Origin of the sequence: Sediminivirga luteola (assembly GCF_014639315.1) — a bacterium.
GTDB classification, from domain to species: Bacteria; Actinomycetota; Actinomycetes; order Actinomycetales; family Brevibacteriaceae; genus Sediminivirga; species Sediminivirga luteola.
Map to the genome: position 1 here is coordinate 286,067 of NZ_BMFY01000002.1, position 19,018 is coordinate 305,084.

The window sequence follows — 19,018 nt, forward strand, 5'->3', positions numbered from 1 at the left end:
TCAAGATTATTTAGTAATTAATGTTTTAAACCGTGCCCTGTGCGTACGACCGAACGCTCAGAGAGGGGATCCGGGTCGCGCGCGGGCACCGGCCAACGCCTTCAGGGCCTCCGTGAATCGGAAGTCATGGCTCAACATCCGCCGGACCTCGTCACCCTGAAAGCACTCGAATCGACGCGCTCGGTCAAGGCCAGCTACGGCTGGGGCAGCCTCAGCGGCGCTCTTCACGCCACCGCCCCCGGCAAAGCGATCGCCGCGTGGCTTCCCGAAGAGAGCCTCACGCATCTGACGGGGACCGGGGAACTCCAGAAATACACCGACGCCACGATTGCGACGGTCCCCGACCTCCTCAAGCACCTGCGATTGGTGCGGCGTCATCGGATCGCCCATGATCGGGAAGAGTTCACGCAGGGCCTCACGTCCCTTTCCGCCACCGTCCGAGACTCCGACGGCGCGGTCATCGGCGCCTACACCTGCTGCCTTCCGACCCTCAGAGCAGACCAGGAGACAGTCCGGAACATCACCCAGAACCTCATCGCCGGTGCGCAGGAAATCGCCACCGCTTTGGGTCACTGAATGCCCCGGCGGACCGGGGACCACTCGTAAGGACCCTCAGGCACGACGCCTACGCCGCACTGGGCGCCGCACGGCGGTGCACGGAACACCACCATAGTGACAAAGCACCCTACTAGTGACAGAACAACACCGTAGACGGTGGTGTTCTGTCACTATGGTGGTGTTCTGTCACTGGGCGGCTGTTCTGTCACCGGGCGGTCGGTTCGCCGGGCGCGGGCCCCGCAATCAGCCGTACGAGGCGGCGGGGCGCCCGGGACGGTAGTCTCGGCGACCAGCACCCGGTACACCTGCGATTCGCTTCGCCGCCGCGACGATCGACGGGACACGGATCGTAGCCGCGCCGGGTTGTGCCACCTCACCTACCCGGATTCCGGCCCGGATTGCGTGGCGCCTCTTCCGCGCGGGCTCGGCGTGCCACCTCACCTACCCGGATTCCGGCCCGGGTTGCGTGGCGCCTCTTCCGCGCGGGCTCGGCCCCGCTCGTCAGCGTCCGGCGGGGCCGTCAGGGCCTCCGCCCGCCCGCGCGCCTGGGTCCGGCTCGCCGTACTCACCGGGACCCCCGCTCGCCTCCTCAGCGGGGCCGGCCTCCGGGGCGACGGAGGTGTACCACTCGCTCAGCGCCGGGTCCTCGCTGTCCAGCCATGCGCCGGCGCCCTTGCCCTCTTCGGCCGGCTCCACGGACAGCGTGAAGTCGTCGCCGTGTTCCTCGATGCCGGCGCGCACGCCCTGGTGCAGCGCCTCGTCGGCGTAGCGGTGACGCAGGATCAGCGGGTCCCGCGCCAGGTCCTTCGCCCAGGCGGCCATGATCAGCACCAGGACCAGCGCGAAGGGCAGGGCCGAGATCATCATCAGGCTCTGCAGCTGGCCGAGCGCCGCCTCTCCCGTTCCCACCAGCAGCACCGCGGCGATCACGGCCATGCCGACACCCCAGATCGCGGTGTTCCACAGCTTCGGCGCTGGCGAACCGCGCTCGGCGATGGAGGACATGATCACGGAGGCGGAGTCACCGGAGGTGACGAAGAAGATGATGATGGAGACCATGACGATCAGCGAGGTCAGACCGGAGAGCGGCAGCTGATCCAGCATGGTGAAGAACACCTGCTCGGTGTTCTCGGTCTGGCTCATCAGCCCGGTCTCCTGCTCCATCCACAGGGAGGTGCCGCCGATGATGGTGAACCAGACGCTGCACACCGCGCTGGGCACGATGATGACGGTGAACACGAACTCCCGCAGCGTGCGCCCGCGGCTGATCTTCGCGATGAACATGCCGACGAACGGCGTCCAGGAGACCCACCAGGCCCAGTAGTAGATCGTCCATCCGCCCATGAAGTCCGCCGCTTCCGGGCCCCCTGAGGCAGCGGACTGGCCGAGCAGCGCGAGCAGATCGGACAGGAACGTCATGCCCACGCCGGGGATCAGGTTCAGCAGCAGCACGGTGGGGCCGGTGACCAGCACGAACACGCCCACCAGGCCGGCCAGCACCATATTGATATTGGACAGCGCCCGGATGCCGCGCTTGATGCCGGACACCGCCGAGGTCACGAAGACGGCGCACAGCAGCGCGATGATGCCGACGGTGGCGGCGTTGCCTAGCGGGCCCATCCCCGTAACGATCTCGAAGCCGGTGCCGATCTGCAGGGCGCCGATCCCGAGCGAGATGGCCACGGAGAACAGCGTCACCAGGATGGCGAGGATGTCCACGACGGCGCCCAGCGGCCCCTCGGTGCGCTTGCCGAAGATCGGCTCGAGCAGCGCGGACATCAGCGGCAGGCGGCCCTTACGGTACGAGGCATAGGCGACGGCGCCGCCCACGAGGGCGTAGAACGCCCAGGCGATGGGGCCCCAGTGGAACAGCGTCTGGTTGATCGCGGCGTGGACCGCCTCCTGGGAGCCCTCTTCCATTCCCGCGTAGATGGGCGGCAGGTCCAGGAAATAGGTCAGCGGCTCGGAAGGCCCGTAGAAGATCAGGCCGATGCCGATGCCCGCCGAGAACAGCATCGCCACCCAGGAGACGGTGGAGAACTCCGGCGCCTCGTCGTCGCGGCCCAGGCGGATGTGGCGGTACCGGCCGAACCCGAGCCACAGCATGAACACGAAGACCGCGATGGCGAGGACGCTGAAGAACCAGCCCACATCGCGGGTGACGAAGCTCAGTGCGGCGCCGGAGACTGCCTCGAGGTTCCCCGGGGCGAAGGCGCCCCACAGCGCCACGGCGGCGACGCCGATGGCGGCCAGGATGAACACCGGGATGTTCAGACTGTACTTCCGGCCGGTCCGCTCGACACCCAGGCCGGGGATGAGCGCGGGATGCACCCCGTCGGGCCGGGCCGGCGCGGTGACGTTGTTCAGGACTCGCTGCATCGAGTCCCTCCGGCCGGCCGACGCAGGGCGGGGCGAACCGGCCGGGCTGCCGGCCCCGTCGGCCCGGCCCGTTCCTCCCTGCGGGCGGGCCGGCTCCGGTGCTCCCGGATCGGTCGAGGGGTTGCCGTCCTCGGACATGGGGAATCCACTCATTCCGTATCTCGCGGGCACGGCTCGGTGACGCCGCGCTCCTCGCCAAAAGATGCGGGCGGGCGGTCACGGTCGGACTCATCGCGACCTCCGCCGTGCCACGGCTCCCAGGGGATCGGAGGCCGTGGACGTCAGGATGACGGAGGCCACAGTATCGCAATTCTGTTTGACTCACAATCACCTCATCCTTGCTCAAATCGCAAGAGACGCGTACGGTTCCTGAATATGACCATGGAAAACGCTGCGATCGAGCCTGCCTCGACGCAGACGCCCGCACCGGCGCCCGTGCAGACCCCGGTGCAGGCGGGAGCCGCGGCACCGGGAACGACACCGCGAACACGACCGGGCCAGACTGCGCAGACCGATGAGCCCGCACAGCGAACGCAGCCGGACCAGAACACGCAGCGGGCACAACCACCGCAGACCCCCAGGGAACGGGTGCGCGCCTGCATCGCGCAGTCGGGCATACCGCAGCGGGAGTTCGCCAAGCGCATCGAGCTGGAGGAGACCAAGCTCTCCAAGGCGCTGAAGGGAACCCGCCGGTTCAGCCCGGACGAGCTCATCCGCATCGCCACAGTTGCCGGCGTGACCGTGAACTGGCTGCTCACCGGATCCGACACCTCGCCCGGCGCCGCCGCCACGCCCAAGCCCCGGTCGCTGCCGCAGCGGCACCGGGAGACCCCCGAGAAGGCCAAGCGCCGCCGGGAGATCGTCGAGGCCGCCTGGCGGCTGTTCGCCGAACGGGGCTATCACACGGTGCGCGTGGCCGACATCGCCGCTGCCTGCGGCACCAGCAGCCCCACCATCCACTACTACTTCCCCACCAAGCAGGCGATCTTCGAGGAGACGCTGCGTTACTCGGTCAAGCTTGCCTTCGACCGCCAGATCGCCTCGCTGCACGCCGTCGCCGATCCCGTCGACCGGCTCAAGCACCTGCTGGAGCTTCAGCTGCCCGACGGCGACAGCGCCACCGAGTGGGCCATCTGGCTCCAGGCGTGGGGCGAGGTCACCTCCGGCGCTGCCTCCCGCGAGAACCACGCCCAGGCCTACCGCCGCTGGCAGCAGACTGTCTTCGACGTCCTGACCGAGGGGCAGCACGCCGGCCGGATCGTGGACTCGCCCGTGGAGGAGCTCACCACCTGGCTGACCAGCCTGGTGGACGGCCTGGGCATCAAGGTGCTCACGGGGATGACGGACGCCGATTCGATGCGCCGTCACCTGCATCGCTTCGTGGACCGGCACCTGACCACTGACTCACAGTCAACACGATCGCAAACAGAAGGGTCATCATGAGTCGCAACGTCATTCTCACCTGCGCTCTTACCGGCGCGGGTGACACCACAGGCAAGAGCGAGCACGTACCCGTCACCCCCGAGGAGATCGCCTCCGACGCGATCGCCGCCGCCCGGGCCGGCGCCTCCGTGGTGCACATCCATGTACGGGATCCGCAGACCCGCCAGGGCTCCCGCGAGGTCGCGCTCTACCGCGAAGTTGCCCGCATCATCGGCGAGAGCGACGTTGACCCCGTCATCAACATGACCGCGGGAATGGGCGGAGACTTGATGGTCGATCCCTCCGCCCCCGCTGAGCGCCTGGGCCGGATCGAGGGCACCGATCTGGTCAGCGGTATTGAACGCCTTGCCCACGTGGAGGAACTGCGACCGGAGATCTGCACGATCGACTGCGGCTCGCTGAACTTCGGCGAGGGCAGCATGGTGTACGTCAGCACCCCCGATATGCTCCGCGAGGGCGCCGCCCGGATCCGCGAGCTCGGGGTGAAACCGGAGATGGAGATCTTCGACACCGGCAATCTCTGGTTCGCCAACCAGCTCGTAGCCGAGGGACTCATCGACCCGCCGCCGCTGTACCAGCTGTGCATGGGCATCCCCTACGGCGCGCCCGCCGACCCGGGCCTGCTGCAGGCAATGGTGCACCTGCTGCCCGGGGGCGCGCAGTGGGCGTCCTTTGCCATCGGTCGCAACCAGCTGCCCTGGGTGGCCCAGTCGGTGCTGCTCGGCGGTCATGTCCGGGTCGGGCTCGAGGACAACCTGTACCTGCGCAAGGGCGTCAAGGCCACCAACGCCCAGCTGGTCACGGCAGCGGCCGACATCATCGACAGGCTCGGCCACGCCGTGGCCACCCCGGACCAGGCACGCGAGATCCTGCAGCTGGGAGGACGCCGATGACCCAGCCACCCGGACGGCCCGATCCCGCCGGCATCACCACCATCGGCTGCGTCGGGATCGGCACCATCGGCGGCGGCTGGGCCGCCTACTTCCTGGCACGCGGTTACGACGTCCGGGCCTGGGATCCCTCCCCCGATGCCGCCGATCGAGTGGCCCGGCTGATTGACGCCGCCTGGCCCGCCCTGACCGAGCTCGGCCTGGCCGAGGGCGCGTCCCCGGGCCGGATCAGCGTCTACGCGGACCTGGAGGAAGCCCTCGACGGCGTCGGATTCGTCCAGGAGAGCGCCCCCGAGGTGCTGCCGATGAAGCAGGAACTCCTGGCGCGGATCGATGCGGCGACCGCACCCGAGACGATCATCGCGTCCTCCACCTCCGGCTACTCCATGACCGAGATGGCCGTCGCCGCTGCCAGGCCGGAACGGCTCGTGGTCGGGCACCCCTTCAACCCGCCCTACCTGATCCCCCTGGTGGAGGTCGTCGGCGGTGAACGCACCGCGCCCGAGGCCGTGCAGTGGGCCGCCGACTGGTACGAGCACATCGGCAAGTCGGTCATCACCATGGACCAGGAGGTCCCCGGGTTCATCGCCAACCGGCTGCAGGAGGCCCTATGGCGCGAGGCCCTGCACATGATCGAGAACGGCGAGGCCACCGTGGAGCAGATCGACCGCTCCATCACCGATGGCCCCGGGCTGCGCTGGCCGGTGCACGGCCCCATGCTCACCTTCCATCTGGCCGGCGGCGAAGGCGGCATGGCCCATATGCTCGACCACTTCGGCCCCTCGCTGAAATCGCCGTGGACCCGGCTCGAAGCCCCTGAACTGACCAGTCAGCTGCGTGATTCCGTCGTCGCCGGCTGCGACAGCGAAGCCGGCAGCCGGTCAGTCGCGGATCTGGTGGCCGAGCGCGACAGCGCCATCATCGCCATCCGGAAAGCCATCGAGCAGCTACGCCAGGGGCGCCGGTGAACATCCCCGACGAACCGGCTCCCGGCGCCGAACCTGTTGCGCACACCCTCGCTGGCGCTCCCGCATCCAGCCTGCCGGACTACCGGACCACGGTCATCGAGGAGTGGATCGACTACAACGGACACCTCTCCGAGGCCTTCTACGTCCTCGTCTTCGGGTACACCACCGATCAGGTGATGGAGGCCCTCGGACTGGACCGCGCCTACCGCGAGCGCACCGGCGCCTCGCTGTACACCGTCGAGGCGCACATCCGCTATCTGCGCGAGGTTCCCCTCGGCGCCGCACTCACGGTCAGCGCGCACGTCGCCGCCGCCGGTGCCAAGAAGCTGCACCTGGCCTACGAGATGCGCACCGGAGGCGAACTCGTCGCCACCGAGGAGATCCTCGCCCTGCACGTCGGCGGCGACCCCGCCGCCGCCATCCCCTTCCCGCCGGAGATCGCCGCGCGCATCGACGCCCACGCGCCCGGCACCGGGTGGGAGCCACCGAGCTGGATCGGGAGGTCTATCGGCTGATCACCGTCCACCGTCCCGCCGAGCACGAAAGCACACCGTTGATCCCACACTCAAGCCCCCCACGACCGCATACCCGTCCGGCATCACCACGGCACGCAGGTGCACCGCGCGGTGCGCTGCCGCGCGGAGCCGTGCCGCTCGCCGGTGGTCCCGGCAGGCGGGTCAGCCGCCGGCACCTGCTCGGCACGGGACTCGCCCTGGGCGCCACCGGCCTGCTGGCCGCCTGCGGCAGCACGCAGCCGGGGGTCTCCATCCAGCCCAGCGGTAATCCGCAACCGGGCGGGACGCTGCGGGTGGGCCTGACCGGCGGCGGCGCCGCGGACACCGTGGATGCGCATACACCCGTGGGAACCACCGACATCGCCCGGGTCATCAACCTGTACGAGACCCTGCTCTACTGGGACGACGACTACACCATCCAGCCGCGCCTGGCCACGAGCGTGACGCCCTCCGAGGACGCGATGACGTGGACGGCGCAGTTGCGCCCCGGCGTGCGGTTCCATGACGGGCGGCCCATGACGGCCGAGGATGTAGTGGCCTCCTTCGAGCGGATCACCAACCCGGACGATCCCAAGGCCGGCGCTTCCAGCCTCTCGATGCTGGACGAGACGGTCGCGGTGGATGAGCTGACCGTCCAGTTCCGGCTCTCCACCCCCTCGGCGATCTTCGACGACGCCCTGGCCCAGTACATGAACACCATCGTGCCGGCCGACTACGACCCGGAGAACCCGATCGGCACGGGCCCGTTCAAGGTGGACTCCTTCACCCCGGGTCAGCAGAGCGTGTTCACCCGCAACGAGCATTACTGGCAGGATGGTGAGCCCTATCTGGACGAGCTCGTCATCCTCAATTTCGATGACGAGGACGCCCTGGTCAACGCGCTGCTCTCCACGCAGGTGGACGCCATCGGGCAGATCCCGCTGGCGCTCATCGAGGTGCTGCAGACCGATCCGCGGATCAGCATCCTCAACTCCGAGACCGGCGCCTGGCTGCCGTTCACCATGCGCGTGGACCGACCGCCCTATGACGACAATCGCGTCCGCGAGGCGTTCCGGCTGGTGATCGACCGCGAGCAGATGGTCGAGCAGGTCTACAGCGGCCACGGCGTCGTGGGCAACGACCTGTACGCGCCCTTCGATCCCGGTTATCCGGACCATCTGCCGCAGCGCAGCCAGGACATCGAGCGGGCCCGTCAGTTACTGGCCGAGGCGGGCTACCCGGACGGGCTGGAGGTGGAGCTGGTCACGGCGCCCATCCAGTCCGGGGCGGTCGAGGCCGCCCAGGTCTTCGCCCAGCAGGCGGCCGCCGCGGGCATCACGGTGAACATCCGCCGGGTGGACGCGACGACGTTCTTCGGGGAGGACTACCTGCACTGGGACTTCGCCCAGGACTTCTGGTACACCAGGAACTTCATCTCCCAGGCCGCCCAGGGTTCCCTTCCCGAGGCGCCGTTCAACGAGACCCGGTGGGACCACCCGGAGTTCAACGATCTGGTCGCGCGGGCCCGGGAAGCCCTCGACGAGGATGAGCGGGATGCGCTCATCGCCCAGGCCATGGAGATCGAGTACCACGAGGGCGGCTACATCGTCTGGGGCTTCTCCAATCAGGCCGACGCCTATCAGAACTACGTCGCCGGGTTGGTCCCCAACCGCACCGGCCTCTCGCTTTCCGGCTACGAGTTCCGGCGCGTGTGGCTGGGAGAGGAGGCACGATGATCGCCCGCATGATCGTCAAACGACTGCTGATCAGCGTCGTCATCCTGCTGCTGGTCTCCCTGCTGGTGTTCTTCGCCACCCTGCTGCTGCCGGGCGACCCGGCCCGCGCGATCCTCGGACAGCAGGCCACCCCCGAACGGCTGGCGGCGCTGCGCGAGCAGATGGGCCTGAACGACCCGGTGTGGCTGCGGTACCTCAGCTGGCTGGGCGGCCTGTTCATCGGCGACTTCGGCACCTCCGCCGCCACCGGCGGACCGGTGAGCGAACTGCTGGGCGACCGGATCGGCGCCTCCCTGGTGCTGATGGTCCTGGCCGCCGTCATCGCGGTGCCCGCCGGCATCCTGGTCGGCACCTACAGCGCGCTGCGCCGCGGCCGCGGCGGGGACCACACCGCCTCCGGCGTGACCCTCGTCCTGGCCGCGCTGCCGGAGTTCGTCATCGGCATCGTCCTGATCACGCTGTTCTCCACCACCGTCTTCACCCTGCTGCCCTCGGTGACGATGGCCCCGCCCGGCGAGCAGGTGTGGAACTACCCCAGCCAGCTCGTGCTGCCGGTGGTCACCCTCGCCCTGGTGGTGGCGCCGTACATCGTGCGGATGATGCGGGCCACCATGATCGAGGTCCTCGACAGCGGATACGTGGAGATGGCCCGGCTCAAGGGCGTGCCCGAGCGCCAGGTCATCCTCCGCCACGCACTGCCCCACGCACTGGCGCCGGTGGCCCAGGTGATCGCCATCCAGCTGGCCTGGCTGGCCGGCGGCATCGTGGTGATCGAGTTCCTCTTCCGCTATCCCGGGATGGGGCAGGCGCTCGTCGACGCGGTCGCCAACCGGGACGTGCAGGTGGTGCAGGCGATCTCCATGCTGATCGCCGCACTGTACGTCGTGGTGAACCTGCTGGCGGACATCGTCGGCATCCTGACGAATCCCAAGCTCCGGACGGAGGCCTGAGGCGTGAGCACGAACCCCGCACCCACCGGACCGCACACCGCCGGATCACCTGGACCAGCCGGACCAGCCTCGTCCGCAGCCGCAACCCCGGCGCTGACCGAAGGCCAGGCCTCCCGGCCGCCGGGCATGCTCCGGCGCGTCATCGCCCAGCCGCAGGCACGCATCGGCGCCGTCCTGGCCGGCATCGTCGTGCTGCTCGCCCTGGCCGGGCCGCTCCTGCTGCCCTGGGCCACCGGCTATTCCAGCACCGACTTCGCCGGGCGGCCGTTCCAGCCGGACGGTGTCCTGGGCACCGACAACCTGGGCCGGGACGTGCTCAGCCGGTTCCTGGACGGCGGCACCCGGCTGCTGCTCTACGCCGCGCTGGCCACCCTGCTCGGGCTCGTCCTGGGCACCGTGCTGGGCATGCTCGCGGCGTATCGCGGCGGACGCATCGACAGCGTGATCATGCGCGGCAACGATGTGCTGCTGGCCATCCCGCAGCTGGTCTTCGCGCTGCTGGCGATCACCGTCCTCGGCCCCCAGGGCTGGGTGCTGGTGACCGTCATCGGCGTCACCCACGCACCCAGGATCGCCCGGGTGGCCCGCGCGGCCACCGCCTCGGTGATCAACGAGGACTACATCAAGGCCGCGCAGATGTACGCCGTGCCGCAGTGGAAGATCCTGTTCAGCGAGGTGCTGCCGAACATCACCGGCCCGCTGATGGTGGAGCTCGGCCTGCGGATGACCTATTCGATCGGCGCGGTGGCCTCCCTGTCCTTCCTGGGCCTGGGCATGCAGCCGCCGACGGCCGACTGGGGCCTGATGATCAACGAGAACCGGATCGCGCTGGTGCTCCAGCCCTGGGGCGTCATCCTGCCGGTGATCGCGATCGCGCTGCTGACGGTGGGCATCAACCTGATCGCCGACTCGCTGGCCCGCGCCTCGGCCACCCTGAACGTGGAGGACAAGGAATGAGCACCACGACCGACACGCCCCGCAGCGATGGCAGCGCGCCTGCCGGCACGGCCCTTGAAGTCCGCGACCTGCGGGTGGCCCGGACCGCCGACGGCGCCGAGGTGCTGCACGGAGTCTCCTTCGCGGTGGCACCGGGCACCATTCTCGCGCTGGTGGGCGAATCCGGTTCCGGGAAGACCACCGCGGGCCTGGCCGGGCTGGGTCATTTCCGCCGGGGCCTGAGGCACACCGGCGGCACCGTCCTGGTGAGCGAGGACGGCCATGCCGTGGACATCCTGGAGCTCACCGAGCCCGAGCGGCGCCGGCTGCGGGGCGGCTCCATCTCCTACGTGCCGCAGGACCCGGCGCTCTCGCTGAACCCGGCCATGCGCATCGGCGCCCAGATCCTCGAGGTGCTGCACGTGCACGGCTACGGCGGCTCCGAGCAGGAGCGCCGGGATCGGGTGGCGCAGGTGATGCAGGACGTCGGCATGCCGCACGACGAGGCAGCGCTGCGGAAGTTCCCGCATCAGCTCTCCGGTGGTCAGCAGCAGCGGATCGGCATCGCCATGGCCTTTGCCTGCCGCCCGGCCGTCATGGTGCTGGACGAGCCCACCACGGGCCTGGACGTGAGCACGCAGGCGCTCGTCCTGGAGACGGTGAGCGAGCTGGCCGCACGGCACGATGTGGCAGGTGTCTACATCACGCACGATCTGGCGGTCGTGGCGCAGGTGGCGCAGCAGGTGGCGGTGATGAAGTCCGGGGAGCTGGTGGAGCAGGGCGACTGCGCGCAGGTGCTCTACCGGCCCCGGCACCCCTACACCCGCAAGCTCCTGAGCGCCGTGCCGGATCTGGAGGGCAGGCGGTCCATCGGCGATGTGGACGCCATCACGGGCGATCTCCCGGCTGTGGACGCGCCCCTTGATGCCGGTGGGGAGACCGGGACCGCCGATGCCCCGCCGCAGCCGGATGGCGCAGCCGAGGCTCCGCGGCCCGTCTCGCCGAGCGCGGACGCAGCTGCCGGTGGCGACCTCCGGGGCGAGTCCCGGACCGTCCCCGGCGAGGTCCCGGCTACCGGCCAGGCGCACGCCGGCACGGTGAGCACTGGAAACGGCGCGATCCCTGCGGGAGCCGGATCCGCAGACGGCCCGGCAGGCCCGGGCGTGACGGAAGGCCCGGACGGGACCGCCGGCGGCGGGAACGCATCGGCGCCGGAGGCCGTCCTGGACGCCCGCGATCTGCGCCTGGCCTACGGCGCGCACCAGGTGCTCGACGGGATCAGCCTCTCGCTGCGGCCGGGTGAGTCGATGATGCTGCTGGGCGAATCCGGGTCCGGCAAGACCACGCTGGCACGATGCCTGTCCGGCCTGATCGGCAGCTACGAGGGCGAGGTACGGCTGGACGGGCGCGTCCTCGCGCCGGCCACCCGGCAGCGCAGCGTGGAGGAGCGCCGCCGGATCCAGTACGTCTTCCAGAGCCCGTTCTCCTCGCTGAACCCGCGCCGGACGGTGGCCGAGTCCATCGAGGTGCCGCTGCGGATGAACTACTCCTCCACTCCGGCCCAGCGCCGCCAGTGGGTGCTCGACGCACTGGACCAGGTGAAGCTGGGACGCGAGTTCGCGGACCGGCGGCCCGGTGAGCTCTCCGGCGGCGAGCGGCAGCGGGTGGCGATCGCCAGGGCGCTGGTGAATGCTCCCTCAGTGCTGATCTGCGACGAGGTGACCTCCGCTCTGGACGTCTCGGTGCAGGCATCCATCGTGGACCTGCTGCGCACGCTGCAGATTGAGACCGGCATGGCGATGCTCTTCGTCACGCACAACATCGCCCTGGCGCGGCACATCTCGCAGCGCCTGGCGGTGCTGCAGCGCGGGAAGATCGTGGATATGGACGACACCGCCGTGGTGCTGGAGCAGCCGAAGCACGGGTACACCCGAGAACTGATCGCCAATGTGCCCAGCCTCTGAGCTGGGCGCGTCCCCGAGGACGAACGGCGCCGGAGCACACGGCCCTGGGGAGGAGACGCCCGGCCCGGCGGAGGTACCCGGTCCGGCCGCACCCGGCCCCGCGGGACCCAATCGTGCGGGGGCTCTGCGCACGATCGGGCACGGTCGTTCGAAGGCCCCTCACACACCCGGGAACAACCGCTCCTGGGTCGGCGACGCGGCTGTGCAGGACCCGGCGAGCGGCTTGCTGGCGTTCAACGACGCGGGGCTTCCCGGCCCGGCGTTCGAGGCGCTGACCGGGACGTTCCGCACGCATCTTCAGCGGGCTCGCGGCGGCATGGCGTTCACGGTGTATCGTGCCGGGGCACCGGTGGCCAGGTTCTACGGCGGCAGCCGGACGGAGCGGCCTTCTCCTGATGATCCCGTGCGGGATCCGTGGACGCCGGACACCATGACCGTGTTGTTCTCCGGGACCAAGGGGCTGGTGGCGACGCTTGCGGCGGTCCTGGCTGGCCGCGGGGAACTGGACGTGCGGGTACCGGTCGCACGGTACTGGCCGGAGTTCGCCGCGAACGGCAAGGAGGACGTGCGGGTCTGGCATCTGCTCTCGCACACCGTGGGGCTCCCCTATGTGGACCCGGAGCCGGCAGGTGAGTGGGCCGTGCTGGACAACGCGGCCAATGCGCGTGCGCTGGCGGCCCAGCGACCGCTGTGGGAGCCGGGGACGAGGGTGGCGTATCACGCGATCACCTACGGGTACCTGATGACGGAACTGCTCCGGCGCATCACCGGCAAGGACGTGGGGGCGCTCCTGGCCGAGGAGCTGGCGCAGCCGCTCGGCCTGGACGTGCATCTCGGGCTGCCGGAGTCGCTGGACTCCCGCGTGGCCCCGGTGTTCCGTGGCCCGGACTACGCGATCAGCACGTTCCTGGAGGACCCGGAACGACGGCGGATCGTCGAGCGCATGTACCGGGGCACCCTGCTGGGCGGGGACCTGTTCAACACCCCGCAGCTGCGGCGCGGCCAGCTGGCTGCCGGGGGTGCCGTCGGGACCGCCGATGCGATGGCGCGCCTGTACTCCCGTCTGGCGGTGGCTGTGTCTCCGGTTGCGCGTGGACGGGACCGGACAGGCTGCGCGGACAGCGTGAACAGTGATGCTCACGCCACCGACACGGACAGCAGCGGTTCCTCTAACGCCAGCTCCGCCGGGTCCGGCGACGACGCTCACGCCGCCCGGACGCCCGGCAACGGTCCCGATGGCACCGGCACCCTCGTGCACCCGGACGCCCTGGCGCAGGCGACCCGGGAGTGGGCGGAGGGCGTCGATGCGATCAACGACAGGCCGCTGCGGTTCGGTCTGGGCTTCGAACTGGACGATTCCATCGGCACCTACGGCCCGGTGCGCCCGGCTTTCGGCCACAGCGGTGCCGGCGGCGGCCTGCACGGCGCCTGGCCCGAGCACGGCATCGGGTTCTCGTTCCTGAGCAATGAGATGCTCGCCGAGAACAAGGACTCCCGCGCCAAGGACCTCCTGACGGCCCTGGCCCGGGTGCTGTGAGGAGGGTACGTCATATCCCTCCACAGCGACGATTGAACTGCGCGCCGTTATTCGTCTCCATTTCGAACAGCGCAACGGGACACGCGGACACGCTACGCCAGCTATCTCTCCTTGACGCCCTCGCTCAAGATGGCTAGAGCAAGTTGCGCGTCCCTCCGAGTGAGCTCCGATAACGCGCTCCACATCGGAAGTTCCGGCGGGAGTGCACGAGCGAGAACCGCGAGCCTTGCCCGATCTGAGCCAGTGAATTCCTCTCGCTCCGCGTAAGGATCGTCGATGCAAGCCAGAAGCACCATCGCATCGAGCAGGTGGCGATCCCGGTCACGCGCGTCGGATCGATAGGCGGCCGCCTTGAGGATCAAAGCGCCGAAGGGCCGCGGCACCGAGAGGGAATACGGATCCCCCTCTATTTATTTCAATGACCGCGTTGACGGTGCGCCGGAGAGCCTGTGTTCCGCCTTCAATGCGAATCATGTCTCTACCGCGCAGCCGTTCGATCACCCGAGGCGCTGCATGGTCGGCGACCAAGGCGTCAACGACGTCCCGCTGCGCGCCGACCACGACATCGATGTGGTTCCCACCGCGGGTGAACCGGTGTGCTGTGTTACTCCGAGGGTCAACCGCAGTTTGTAGGCGGTAGCCTAGCTGTTCCAGAGTGTGTGCAACTCGCTCCGGAAGTCCGCGTTGGACCTCGATGTGCAGCACCATATCGATGTCGTCGGTGGCGCGCACCGCCTCAATCCCGTGATGAGCGGCATGAAGCTGAGTCATCAAACCTCCGACGAGGGTCCAGCCAGCCGCGGGAAGGGCAGCGACAAGTTCTCCCACCTGTGGCCAGGGCTGCGCCCATCCTCCAGGAGGGGTGTCAACGTTGATCGTTGGCCGTCGCGGTCGCCTGGTCATCGTCTGAACCTCTCCAGGAGTTGCGACAGTGCGCGCTCACCGACGCCGCGCTCACGCGGGTCCAGGGATCCGGCCGTGTCGACGGCTGCAAGCGCGCTAGTGGACGTCAAGTCCGCCACTATCGACAGGTCGATGGTCACCGCCCGGAGAATGATCGTGCCACGCGGGTTCTCGCGTAGACCGAACCGCCGCGCGAGGACCGGAAGCGCGTCTGCCCCCGCATACCCGTCGACGTAGGTTCCGGTCTCCACGAGGCCCAGGCGGCTTCGGTGAGCGATGACGAGTTCTTGTCGCACCCTCTCGGTCACCGAACGGTGCCCTTCATACGGATGCACCGTGGCACGATTGCGGACCCGGGCAGTGAACTCGCTGGGCGAGCTGACCGTGTGAAGAGCGTGGCGCAGTCTGGAACGCTGCGGAGCGCCCAGCCAGTACGGCTCCCCTCCCGCAAGGAGTGTGATCGCGGCCCAGGCAGTGGGCTCAGTCCATCCTCGGACATGGGCCGCCCCTCCTGAGGCAAGGTAGCGCTCGACGGAGGTGCGATCCACCAGACCACGAGCGACCTTTACCAAGTCACCGGAAGCGGTGAGCCGGTTTACCTGCCGGCGAGTGACGCCGAGCATCTCAGCCGCGTCGCTCACTCCCAACAGGTCCAGTCGCCCAACCATACAGATAGAGTCTCAAATGAGACTCTATCTGTAAACAGGAGGCGATGACGAAGTCCGGTGTGGGAACCCCAGCGAACTCGCCCGTCGTGCCGGCATGAGCAGGGAGATCTGTACAAAGCACTTCCCGCTGAGGAGAAGCCGAGTTTCGCCACGATCGTCAAGAAGCGCTCACGCTCCGACTCCATTCGAGCACAACGGCTGCGACGCCTCAGCACTCCACGACGTTGACGGCCAGGCCGCCCATCGCGGTCTCCTTGTACTTGGTGGACATGTCCGCGCCGGTCTGCCGCATGGTCTCGATCACCTCGTCCAGTGAGACCCGGTGGTCGCCGTCGCCCCACAGTGCCATCTTCGCGGCGTTGATCGCCTTGCCCGCAGCGATGGCATTGCGCTCGATGCACGGCACCTGCACCAGTCCGGCTATGGGATCGCAGGTCAGACCCAGGTTGTGCTCCATCGCGATCTCAGCGGCGTTCTCCACCTGCTGCACCGTGCCGCCCAGCACCTCGGCCAGTCCGCCGGCCGCCATCGACGACGCCGAGCCGACCTCGCCCTGGCAGCCGACCTCCGCGCCGGAGATGGACGCACGGGTCTTGTACAGCACGCCGATGGCCGCCGCCGTCAGCAGGAATCGCACGATCGCGTCCTGCCGGGCCTCCTCGCCGCCGTCGGTCACGGCGGGCACGTAGTTCAGGGCGTAGTGCAGCACGGCCGGGATGATGCCGGCCGCGCCGTTCGTCGGCGCGGTCACCACGCGCCCGCCGGAGGCGTTCTCCTCGTTCACCGCGAGCGCGACGAGGTTCACCCACTCCTGATAGAACCGCGGGTCGCGGTCGGGGTCCTCCTCCTTCAACCGCAGTGCCCAGTCGTGGGCCCGCCGGCGCACCTTCAGGCCGCCCGGCAGGTGCCCGCTGCGGTCGATGGACCGCTGGGCGCACTCCTCCATGACCTGGTGGATGTGCAGCAGCCCGGCACGGATCTCCTCCTCCGGGCGGTGGACCAGCTCATTGGCCAGCTGTACCTCCCAGACGGCCTTCCCGCTGGTGCGGCAGTGCTCCATCAGTTCCGCGGCGCTGGTGAACGGGTACGGTTCCCTCTCCGGTACCTCACCGGCTGTCCGCTGCACGGACGGCTCCCGGTCTGCTCCGACCGGCGGCGAACCACCCGCGTCGGCGCTCGACCCCGGCGAACCCGCCGATGCTTCCGCGCCCGCCGGTGTCTCCGCGCGTGCCGGTGCTTCCGGGGCACCCGCCGCATCCGCCGATGCCTCCGGCCCGGTGGCAGCCTCCTCGCTCTCGCTGACGACGAAGCCGCCGCCCACCGAGAAATAGGTCTCCGCGAACAGTTCGTCACCGGCGGCGTCCAGCAGCGTGAACCGCACGCCGTTGGTGTGCCGGGGCAGCACGGTCAGCGGTCGCAGGACCATATCGTCGACGCCGTACTCCAGTTCCAGGACCCCGCCCAGGCGGATCCGGCCGGAGGACTCGATGGCGGACAACCGCTCCTCGACTTCCTCCGGCTCGATCCGGTCCGGCCAATACCCCTCCAGGCCCAAGAGGATCGCGGTGAAGGTGCCATGGCCCTTCCCGGTCGCGGCGAGGGACCCGTAGACGTCCACCCGCAGGCCGGAGACGCGGCCGAGCGTCTCACCCCCGCAGGCCTCGTGCTGCCGGGCCGCGTCGACGAACATCGCCGCCGCCCGCATCGGTCCCACCGTGTGGGAGCTGGAGGGCCCGATGCCCACCGTGAAGAGATCGAATACGCCGACACTCATCTTCTCTCACCTGCCTGTTCGCCTGAGACTGCGGATGCAATCCCGAACCGCTCATGTCCGGCCGCGCCCGGGAACCCAGGCGGGCCTTCGAGGGAACGGGCTGGGAAGAACCAGCGGTACCGCGAGGAGCGCTTCACTCCGTAGTGAATCCGCGGGTCCGCTGCCGGCATGCCCTCCGGATTCACTCCGGCGGTGAAAACGCTCAGTCCTGCTTGGTGAGCGCCCGGTAGCCCGCCGCGTCGAGCAGCTCACCGGTATCGGTGACCTGCACCTTGAAGATCCAGCCCGCCTCGTACGGGTCGGAGTTGAGCAACCCGGGGTCAGCGGTGACGGCCTCGTTGACCTCCACCACCGTGCCGGATACCGGGGAGAAGAGGTCCGAGACCGACTTGGTGGACTCCACCTCGCCGCAGACCTCGCCCGCGGTCACCTCATCGCCCTCGCCCGGCGGGTCCACGTAGACCACCTCGCCGAGCGCATCGGCGGCGACGGCGGTGATGCCGACCGTCACGGTCTTCCCGGCTGCGTCGTCCGCCGGGGCGTCGATCCACTCGTGCTCCGCGGAGTAGCTGTAGCCCTCGGGAAGCGGGGGGAGCTGTGCTGCCATGTCTGTTCCTCTCCTTGAGTTCGTCCTGCGCCGCGATCCTGCCGCGGGCCTGCCGGGCGCGCCTGTCCCGCCCGGCCGGGGGTCCTTTCAGTCCTTCTTGCGGCGATAGAACGGCAGGGCGACGACCTCGAAGTCGTGCACCTTGCCGCGGACGTCTGCCTGCACGGCGGTACCCGGCTCGGCGTGGGCCGAGTCCACGTATGCCAGCGCGATGGGGTGCCCCAGCGTGGGGGAGGGCTGCCCGGAGGTCACCACGCCGACGACCTCGCCGTCCACCAGCACGGCAGAGCCCTGACGGGCCGCGCGCCGTCCCTGGGAGGCCAGGCCCACCAGGACCCGCGCCGGCTGCGTGCCGCGCAGCGGTTCCAGGGCTTCACGGCCGACGAAGTCCTCCTTGGAGTCGAAGGGGATCATCCGGCCCAACCCTGCCTCGAACGGCGTCAGCTCCGTGGTCAGCTCGTTCCCGTAGAGCGGCATGCCCGCTTCCAGCCGGAGCGAGTCCCGCGCAGCCAGACCGGCTGGGATGAGGCCGTGCGGCGTCCCGGCCTCGACCACTGCGCGCCAGAGCGCGGGAGCCTGCGCGTTCGGCAGGAACAGCTCGAAGCCGTCTTCGCCGGTGTAACCGGTGCGGGCCAGCAGGACCTCGATGCCGGACACCGCGAGCGTCACGGCGGCGTAGTACTTCAGGGACCGGACCGCCTCGGCGTCCTCAGCCGCGACCAGTTCCAGCAGGATGGATTCCGCCGCCGGGCCCTGGACGGCGATGAGCGAGGTCTCCGCGGACTCATCGGCGACCGTGACGTCGAAGCTCTCCGCGCGCCGGGCGAGTTCAGCCGCCACCCGCACGGCGTTACCGGCGTTGGGCACCACGAGGAACTCCTCCTCGCCGAGCCGGTAGACGATGAGATCGTCCAGGAGCTTGCCCTGCTCGTTCACGATCACGGTGTACTTGGCCCGCCCCGGCTTGATAGCCGAGAGCCGGCTGATGAGCGCGTAGTCCAGAGCCGCAGCGGCGCCGGGGCCGGTGAGCCGAACCTCGCCCATATGGGACAGATCGAAGATCCCCGCGGCGCTGCGCACCGCGCGGTGCTCGGTGAGTTCGGAGCCGTACTTCAACGGCATGTCCCAGCCGCCGAAGTCCGTGAAGGAGGCGCCCAGCTCGGCGTGGATGTCGTGCAGGGCGGTGTGCTTGCTCGATCCGGTCATCGGGG

16 protein-coding genes and 1 pseudogene are annotated in these 19,018 nt (G+C 69.3%); 10 read left to right on the forward strand and 7 right to left on the reverse strand.

Features of this window, described 5'->3' with window-relative positions:
* Positions 1 to 126: 126 nt before the first annotated feature.
* A complete protein-coding gene (locus IEW13_RS03100; protein WP_188549457.1) occupies positions 127 to 576 on the forward strand; it encodes an IclR family transcriptional regulator domain-containing protein in 450 nt (149 codons plus the stop codon).
* A 483-nt stretch (positions 577 to 1,059) separates the two neighbouring features.
* Here IEW13_RS03100 and IEW13_RS03105 read toward each other — a convergent pair whose 3' ends face one another.
* Positions 1,060 to 3,075, reverse strand: coding sequence for a BCCT family transporter (locus tag IEW13_RS03105; RefSeq protein ID WP_229744894.1), 2,016 nt, complete (start codon positions 3,073 to 3,075; stop codon positions 1,060 to 1,062).
* A 237-nt stretch (positions 3,076 to 3,312) separates the two neighbouring features.
* Between IEW13_RS03105 and IEW13_RS03110 the strand changes: the two genes are divergently transcribed.
* From IEW13_RS03110 to IEW13_RS03155, 9 genes are all read left to right on the forward strand, one after another.
* Positions 3,313 to 4,380: a TetR family transcriptional regulator C-terminal domain-containing protein gene (locus IEW13_RS03110; RefSeq protein WP_229744895.1), complete on the forward strand. Its 1,068-nt coding sequence runs from the start codon at positions 3,313 to 3,315 to the stop codon at positions 4,378 to 4,380.
* Entirely contained in the window at positions 4,377 to 5,273 is an 897-nt protein-coding gene (locus IEW13_RS03115; RefSeq protein WP_188549458.1) for a beta-keto acid cleavage family enzyme, read from the forward strand. The genes IEW13_RS03110 and IEW13_RS03115 overlap by 4 nt, the downstream gene beginning before the upstream one ends.
* A complete protein-coding gene (locus tag IEW13_RS03120; RefSeq protein ID WP_188549459.1) occupies positions 5,270 to 6,238 on the forward strand; it encodes a 3-hydroxyacyl-CoA dehydrogenase NAD-binding domain-containing protein in 969 nt (322 codons plus the stop codon). The genes IEW13_RS03115 and IEW13_RS03120 overlap by 4 nt, the downstream gene beginning before the upstream one ends.
* Positions 6,235 to 6,753, forward strand: a complete 519-nt coding sequence (locus tag IEW13_RS03125; RefSeq protein WP_229744896.1) for a thioesterase family protein — start codon at positions 6,235 to 6,237, stop codon at positions 6,751 to 6,753. The genes IEW13_RS03120 and IEW13_RS03125 overlap by 4 nt, the downstream gene beginning before the upstream one ends.
* A 131-nt stretch (positions 6,754 to 6,884) precedes the next feature.
* The gene (locus IEW13_RS03130; protein ID WP_229744897.1) at positions 6,885 to 8,468 is read left to right on the forward strand and encodes an ABC transporter substrate-binding protein; all 1,584 of its coding nucleotides are present in this window, start codon (positions 6,885 to 6,887) and stop codon (positions 8,466 to 8,468) included.
* Positions 8,465 to 9,418 (forward strand): ABC transporter permease, encoded by a 954-nt coding sequence (locus IEW13_RS03135; RefSeq protein ID WP_229744898.1) that lies wholly within the window; start codon positions 8,465 to 8,467, stop codon positions 9,416 to 9,418. Before IEW13_RS03130 ends, IEW13_RS03135 begins: the two co-directional genes overlap by 4 nt.
* Positions 9,419 to 9,544: 126 nt before the next feature.
* Positions 9,545 to 10,375, forward strand: coding sequence for an ABC transporter permease (locus tag IEW13_RS03140; RefSeq protein WP_188549540.1), 831 nt, complete (start codon positions 9,545 to 9,547; stop codon positions 10,373 to 10,375).
* Complete coding sequence (locus IEW13_RS17305) at positions 10,372 to 12,318, forward strand: ATP-binding cassette domain-containing protein (RefSeq protein ID WP_229744899.1); 1,947 nt, start codon at positions 10,372 to 10,374, stop codon at positions 12,316 to 12,318. Before IEW13_RS03140 ends, IEW13_RS17305 begins: the two co-directional genes overlap by 4 nt.
* A 223-nt stretch (positions 12,319 to 12,541) precedes the next feature.
* Entirely contained in the window at positions 12,542 to 13,855 is a 1,314-nt protein-coding gene (locus IEW13_RS03155; protein ID WP_188549461.1) for a serine hydrolase domain-containing protein, read from the forward strand.
* A 321-nt stretch (positions 13,856 to 14,176) separates the two neighbouring features.
* On the opposite strand, the gene IEW13_RS17310 is transcribed toward IEW13_RS03155, so the two are convergent.
* The 6 genes and pseudogenes from IEW13_RS17310 to gcvT all read right to left on the reverse strand — a co-directional run bounded on the left by IEW13_RS17310 (position 14,177) and on the right by gcvT (position 19,013).
* Positions 14,177 to 14,626: a hypothetical protein gene (locus tag IEW13_RS17310; protein WP_229744900.1), complete on the reverse strand. Its 450-nt coding sequence runs from the start codon at positions 14,624 to 14,626 to the stop codon at positions 14,177 to 14,179.
* Between the two features lie 128 nt (positions 14,627 to 14,754).
* Positions 14,755 to 15,066: a hypothetical protein gene (locus IEW13_RS17315; protein ID WP_229744901.1), complete on the reverse strand. Its 312-nt coding sequence runs from the start codon at positions 15,064 to 15,066 to the stop codon at positions 14,755 to 14,757.
* A gap of 216 nt (positions 15,067 to 15,282) precedes the next feature.
* Positions 15,283 to 15,426, reverse strand: a pseudogene (locus IEW13_RS17795) (type IV toxin-antitoxin system AbiEi family antitoxin domain-containing protein); the annotation flags it as partial.
* A 208-nt stretch (positions 15,427 to 15,634) separates the two neighbouring features.
* On the reverse strand, positions 15,635 to 17,200 hold the full coding sequence (locus IEW13_RS03170; protein ID WP_188549463.1) for an L-serine ammonia-lyase: 1,566 nt from the start codon (positions 17,198 to 17,200) through the stop codon (positions 15,635 to 15,637).
* Positions 17,201 to 17,402: 202 nt separating this feature from the next.
* Positions 17,403 to 17,807, reverse strand: a complete 405-nt coding sequence (gene gcvH / locus IEW13_RS03175; protein ID WP_188549464.1) for a glycine cleavage system protein GcvH — start codon at positions 17,805 to 17,807, stop codon at positions 17,403 to 17,405.
* Positions 17,808 to 17,894: 87 nt separating this feature from the next.
* Positions 17,895 to 19,013, reverse strand: coding sequence for a glycine cleavage system aminomethyltransferase GcvT (gene gcvT / locus IEW13_RS03180; protein ID WP_188549465.1), 1,119 nt, complete (start codon positions 19,011 to 19,013; stop codon positions 17,895 to 17,897).
* Positions 19,014 to 19,018 lie beyond the last annotated feature (5 nt).

Bases quoted from the DNA above. Each gene is read 5' to 3' on its own strand.
- IEW13_RS03100 (WP_188549457.1), top strand. From the start codon at position 127: ATGGCTCAACATCCGCCGGACCTCGTCACCCTGAAAGCACTCGAATCG.
- IEW13_RS03105 (WP_229744894.1), bottom strand. From the start codon at position 3,075: ATGTCCGAGGACGGCAACCCCTCGACCGATCCGGGAGCACCGGAGCCG.
- IEW13_RS03110 (WP_229744895.1), top strand. From the start codon at position 3,313: ATGACCATGGAAAACGCTGCGATCGAGCCTGCCTCGACGCAGACGCCC.
- IEW13_RS03115 (WP_188549458.1), top strand. From the start codon at position 4,377: ATGAGTCGCAACGTCATTCTCACCTGCGCTCTTACCGGCGCGGGTGAC.
- IEW13_RS03120 (WP_188549459.1), top strand. From the start codon at position 5,270: ATGACCCAGCCACCCGGACGGCCCGATCCCGCCGGCATCACCACCATC.
- IEW13_RS03135 (WP_229744898.1), top strand. From the start codon at position 8,465: ATGATCGCCCGCATGATCGTCAAACGACTGCTGATCAGCGTCGTCATC.
- IEW13_RS03140 (WP_188549540.1), top strand. From the start codon at position 9,545: ATGCTCCGGCGCGTCATCGCCCAGCCGCAGGCACGCATCGGCGCCGTC.
- IEW13_RS17305 (WP_229744899.1), top strand. From the start codon at position 10,372: ATGAGCACCACGACCGACACGCCCCGCAGCGATGGCAGCGCGCCTGCC.
- IEW13_RS17310 (WP_229744900.1), bottom strand. From the start codon at position 14,626: ATGACTCAGCTTCATGCCGCTCATCACGGGATTGAGGCGGTGCGCGCC.
- IEW13_RS03170 (WP_188549463.1), bottom strand. From the start codon at position 17,200: ATGAGTGTCGGCGTATTCGATCTCTTCACGGTGGGCATCGGGCCCTCC.
- gcvH (WP_188549464.1), bottom strand. From the start codon at position 17,807: ATGGCAGCACAGCTCCCCCCGCTTCCCGAGGGCTACAGCTACTCCGCG.
- gcvT (WP_188549465.1), bottom strand. From the start codon at position 19,013: ATGACCGGATCGAGCAAGCACACCGCCCTGCACGACATCCACGCCGAG.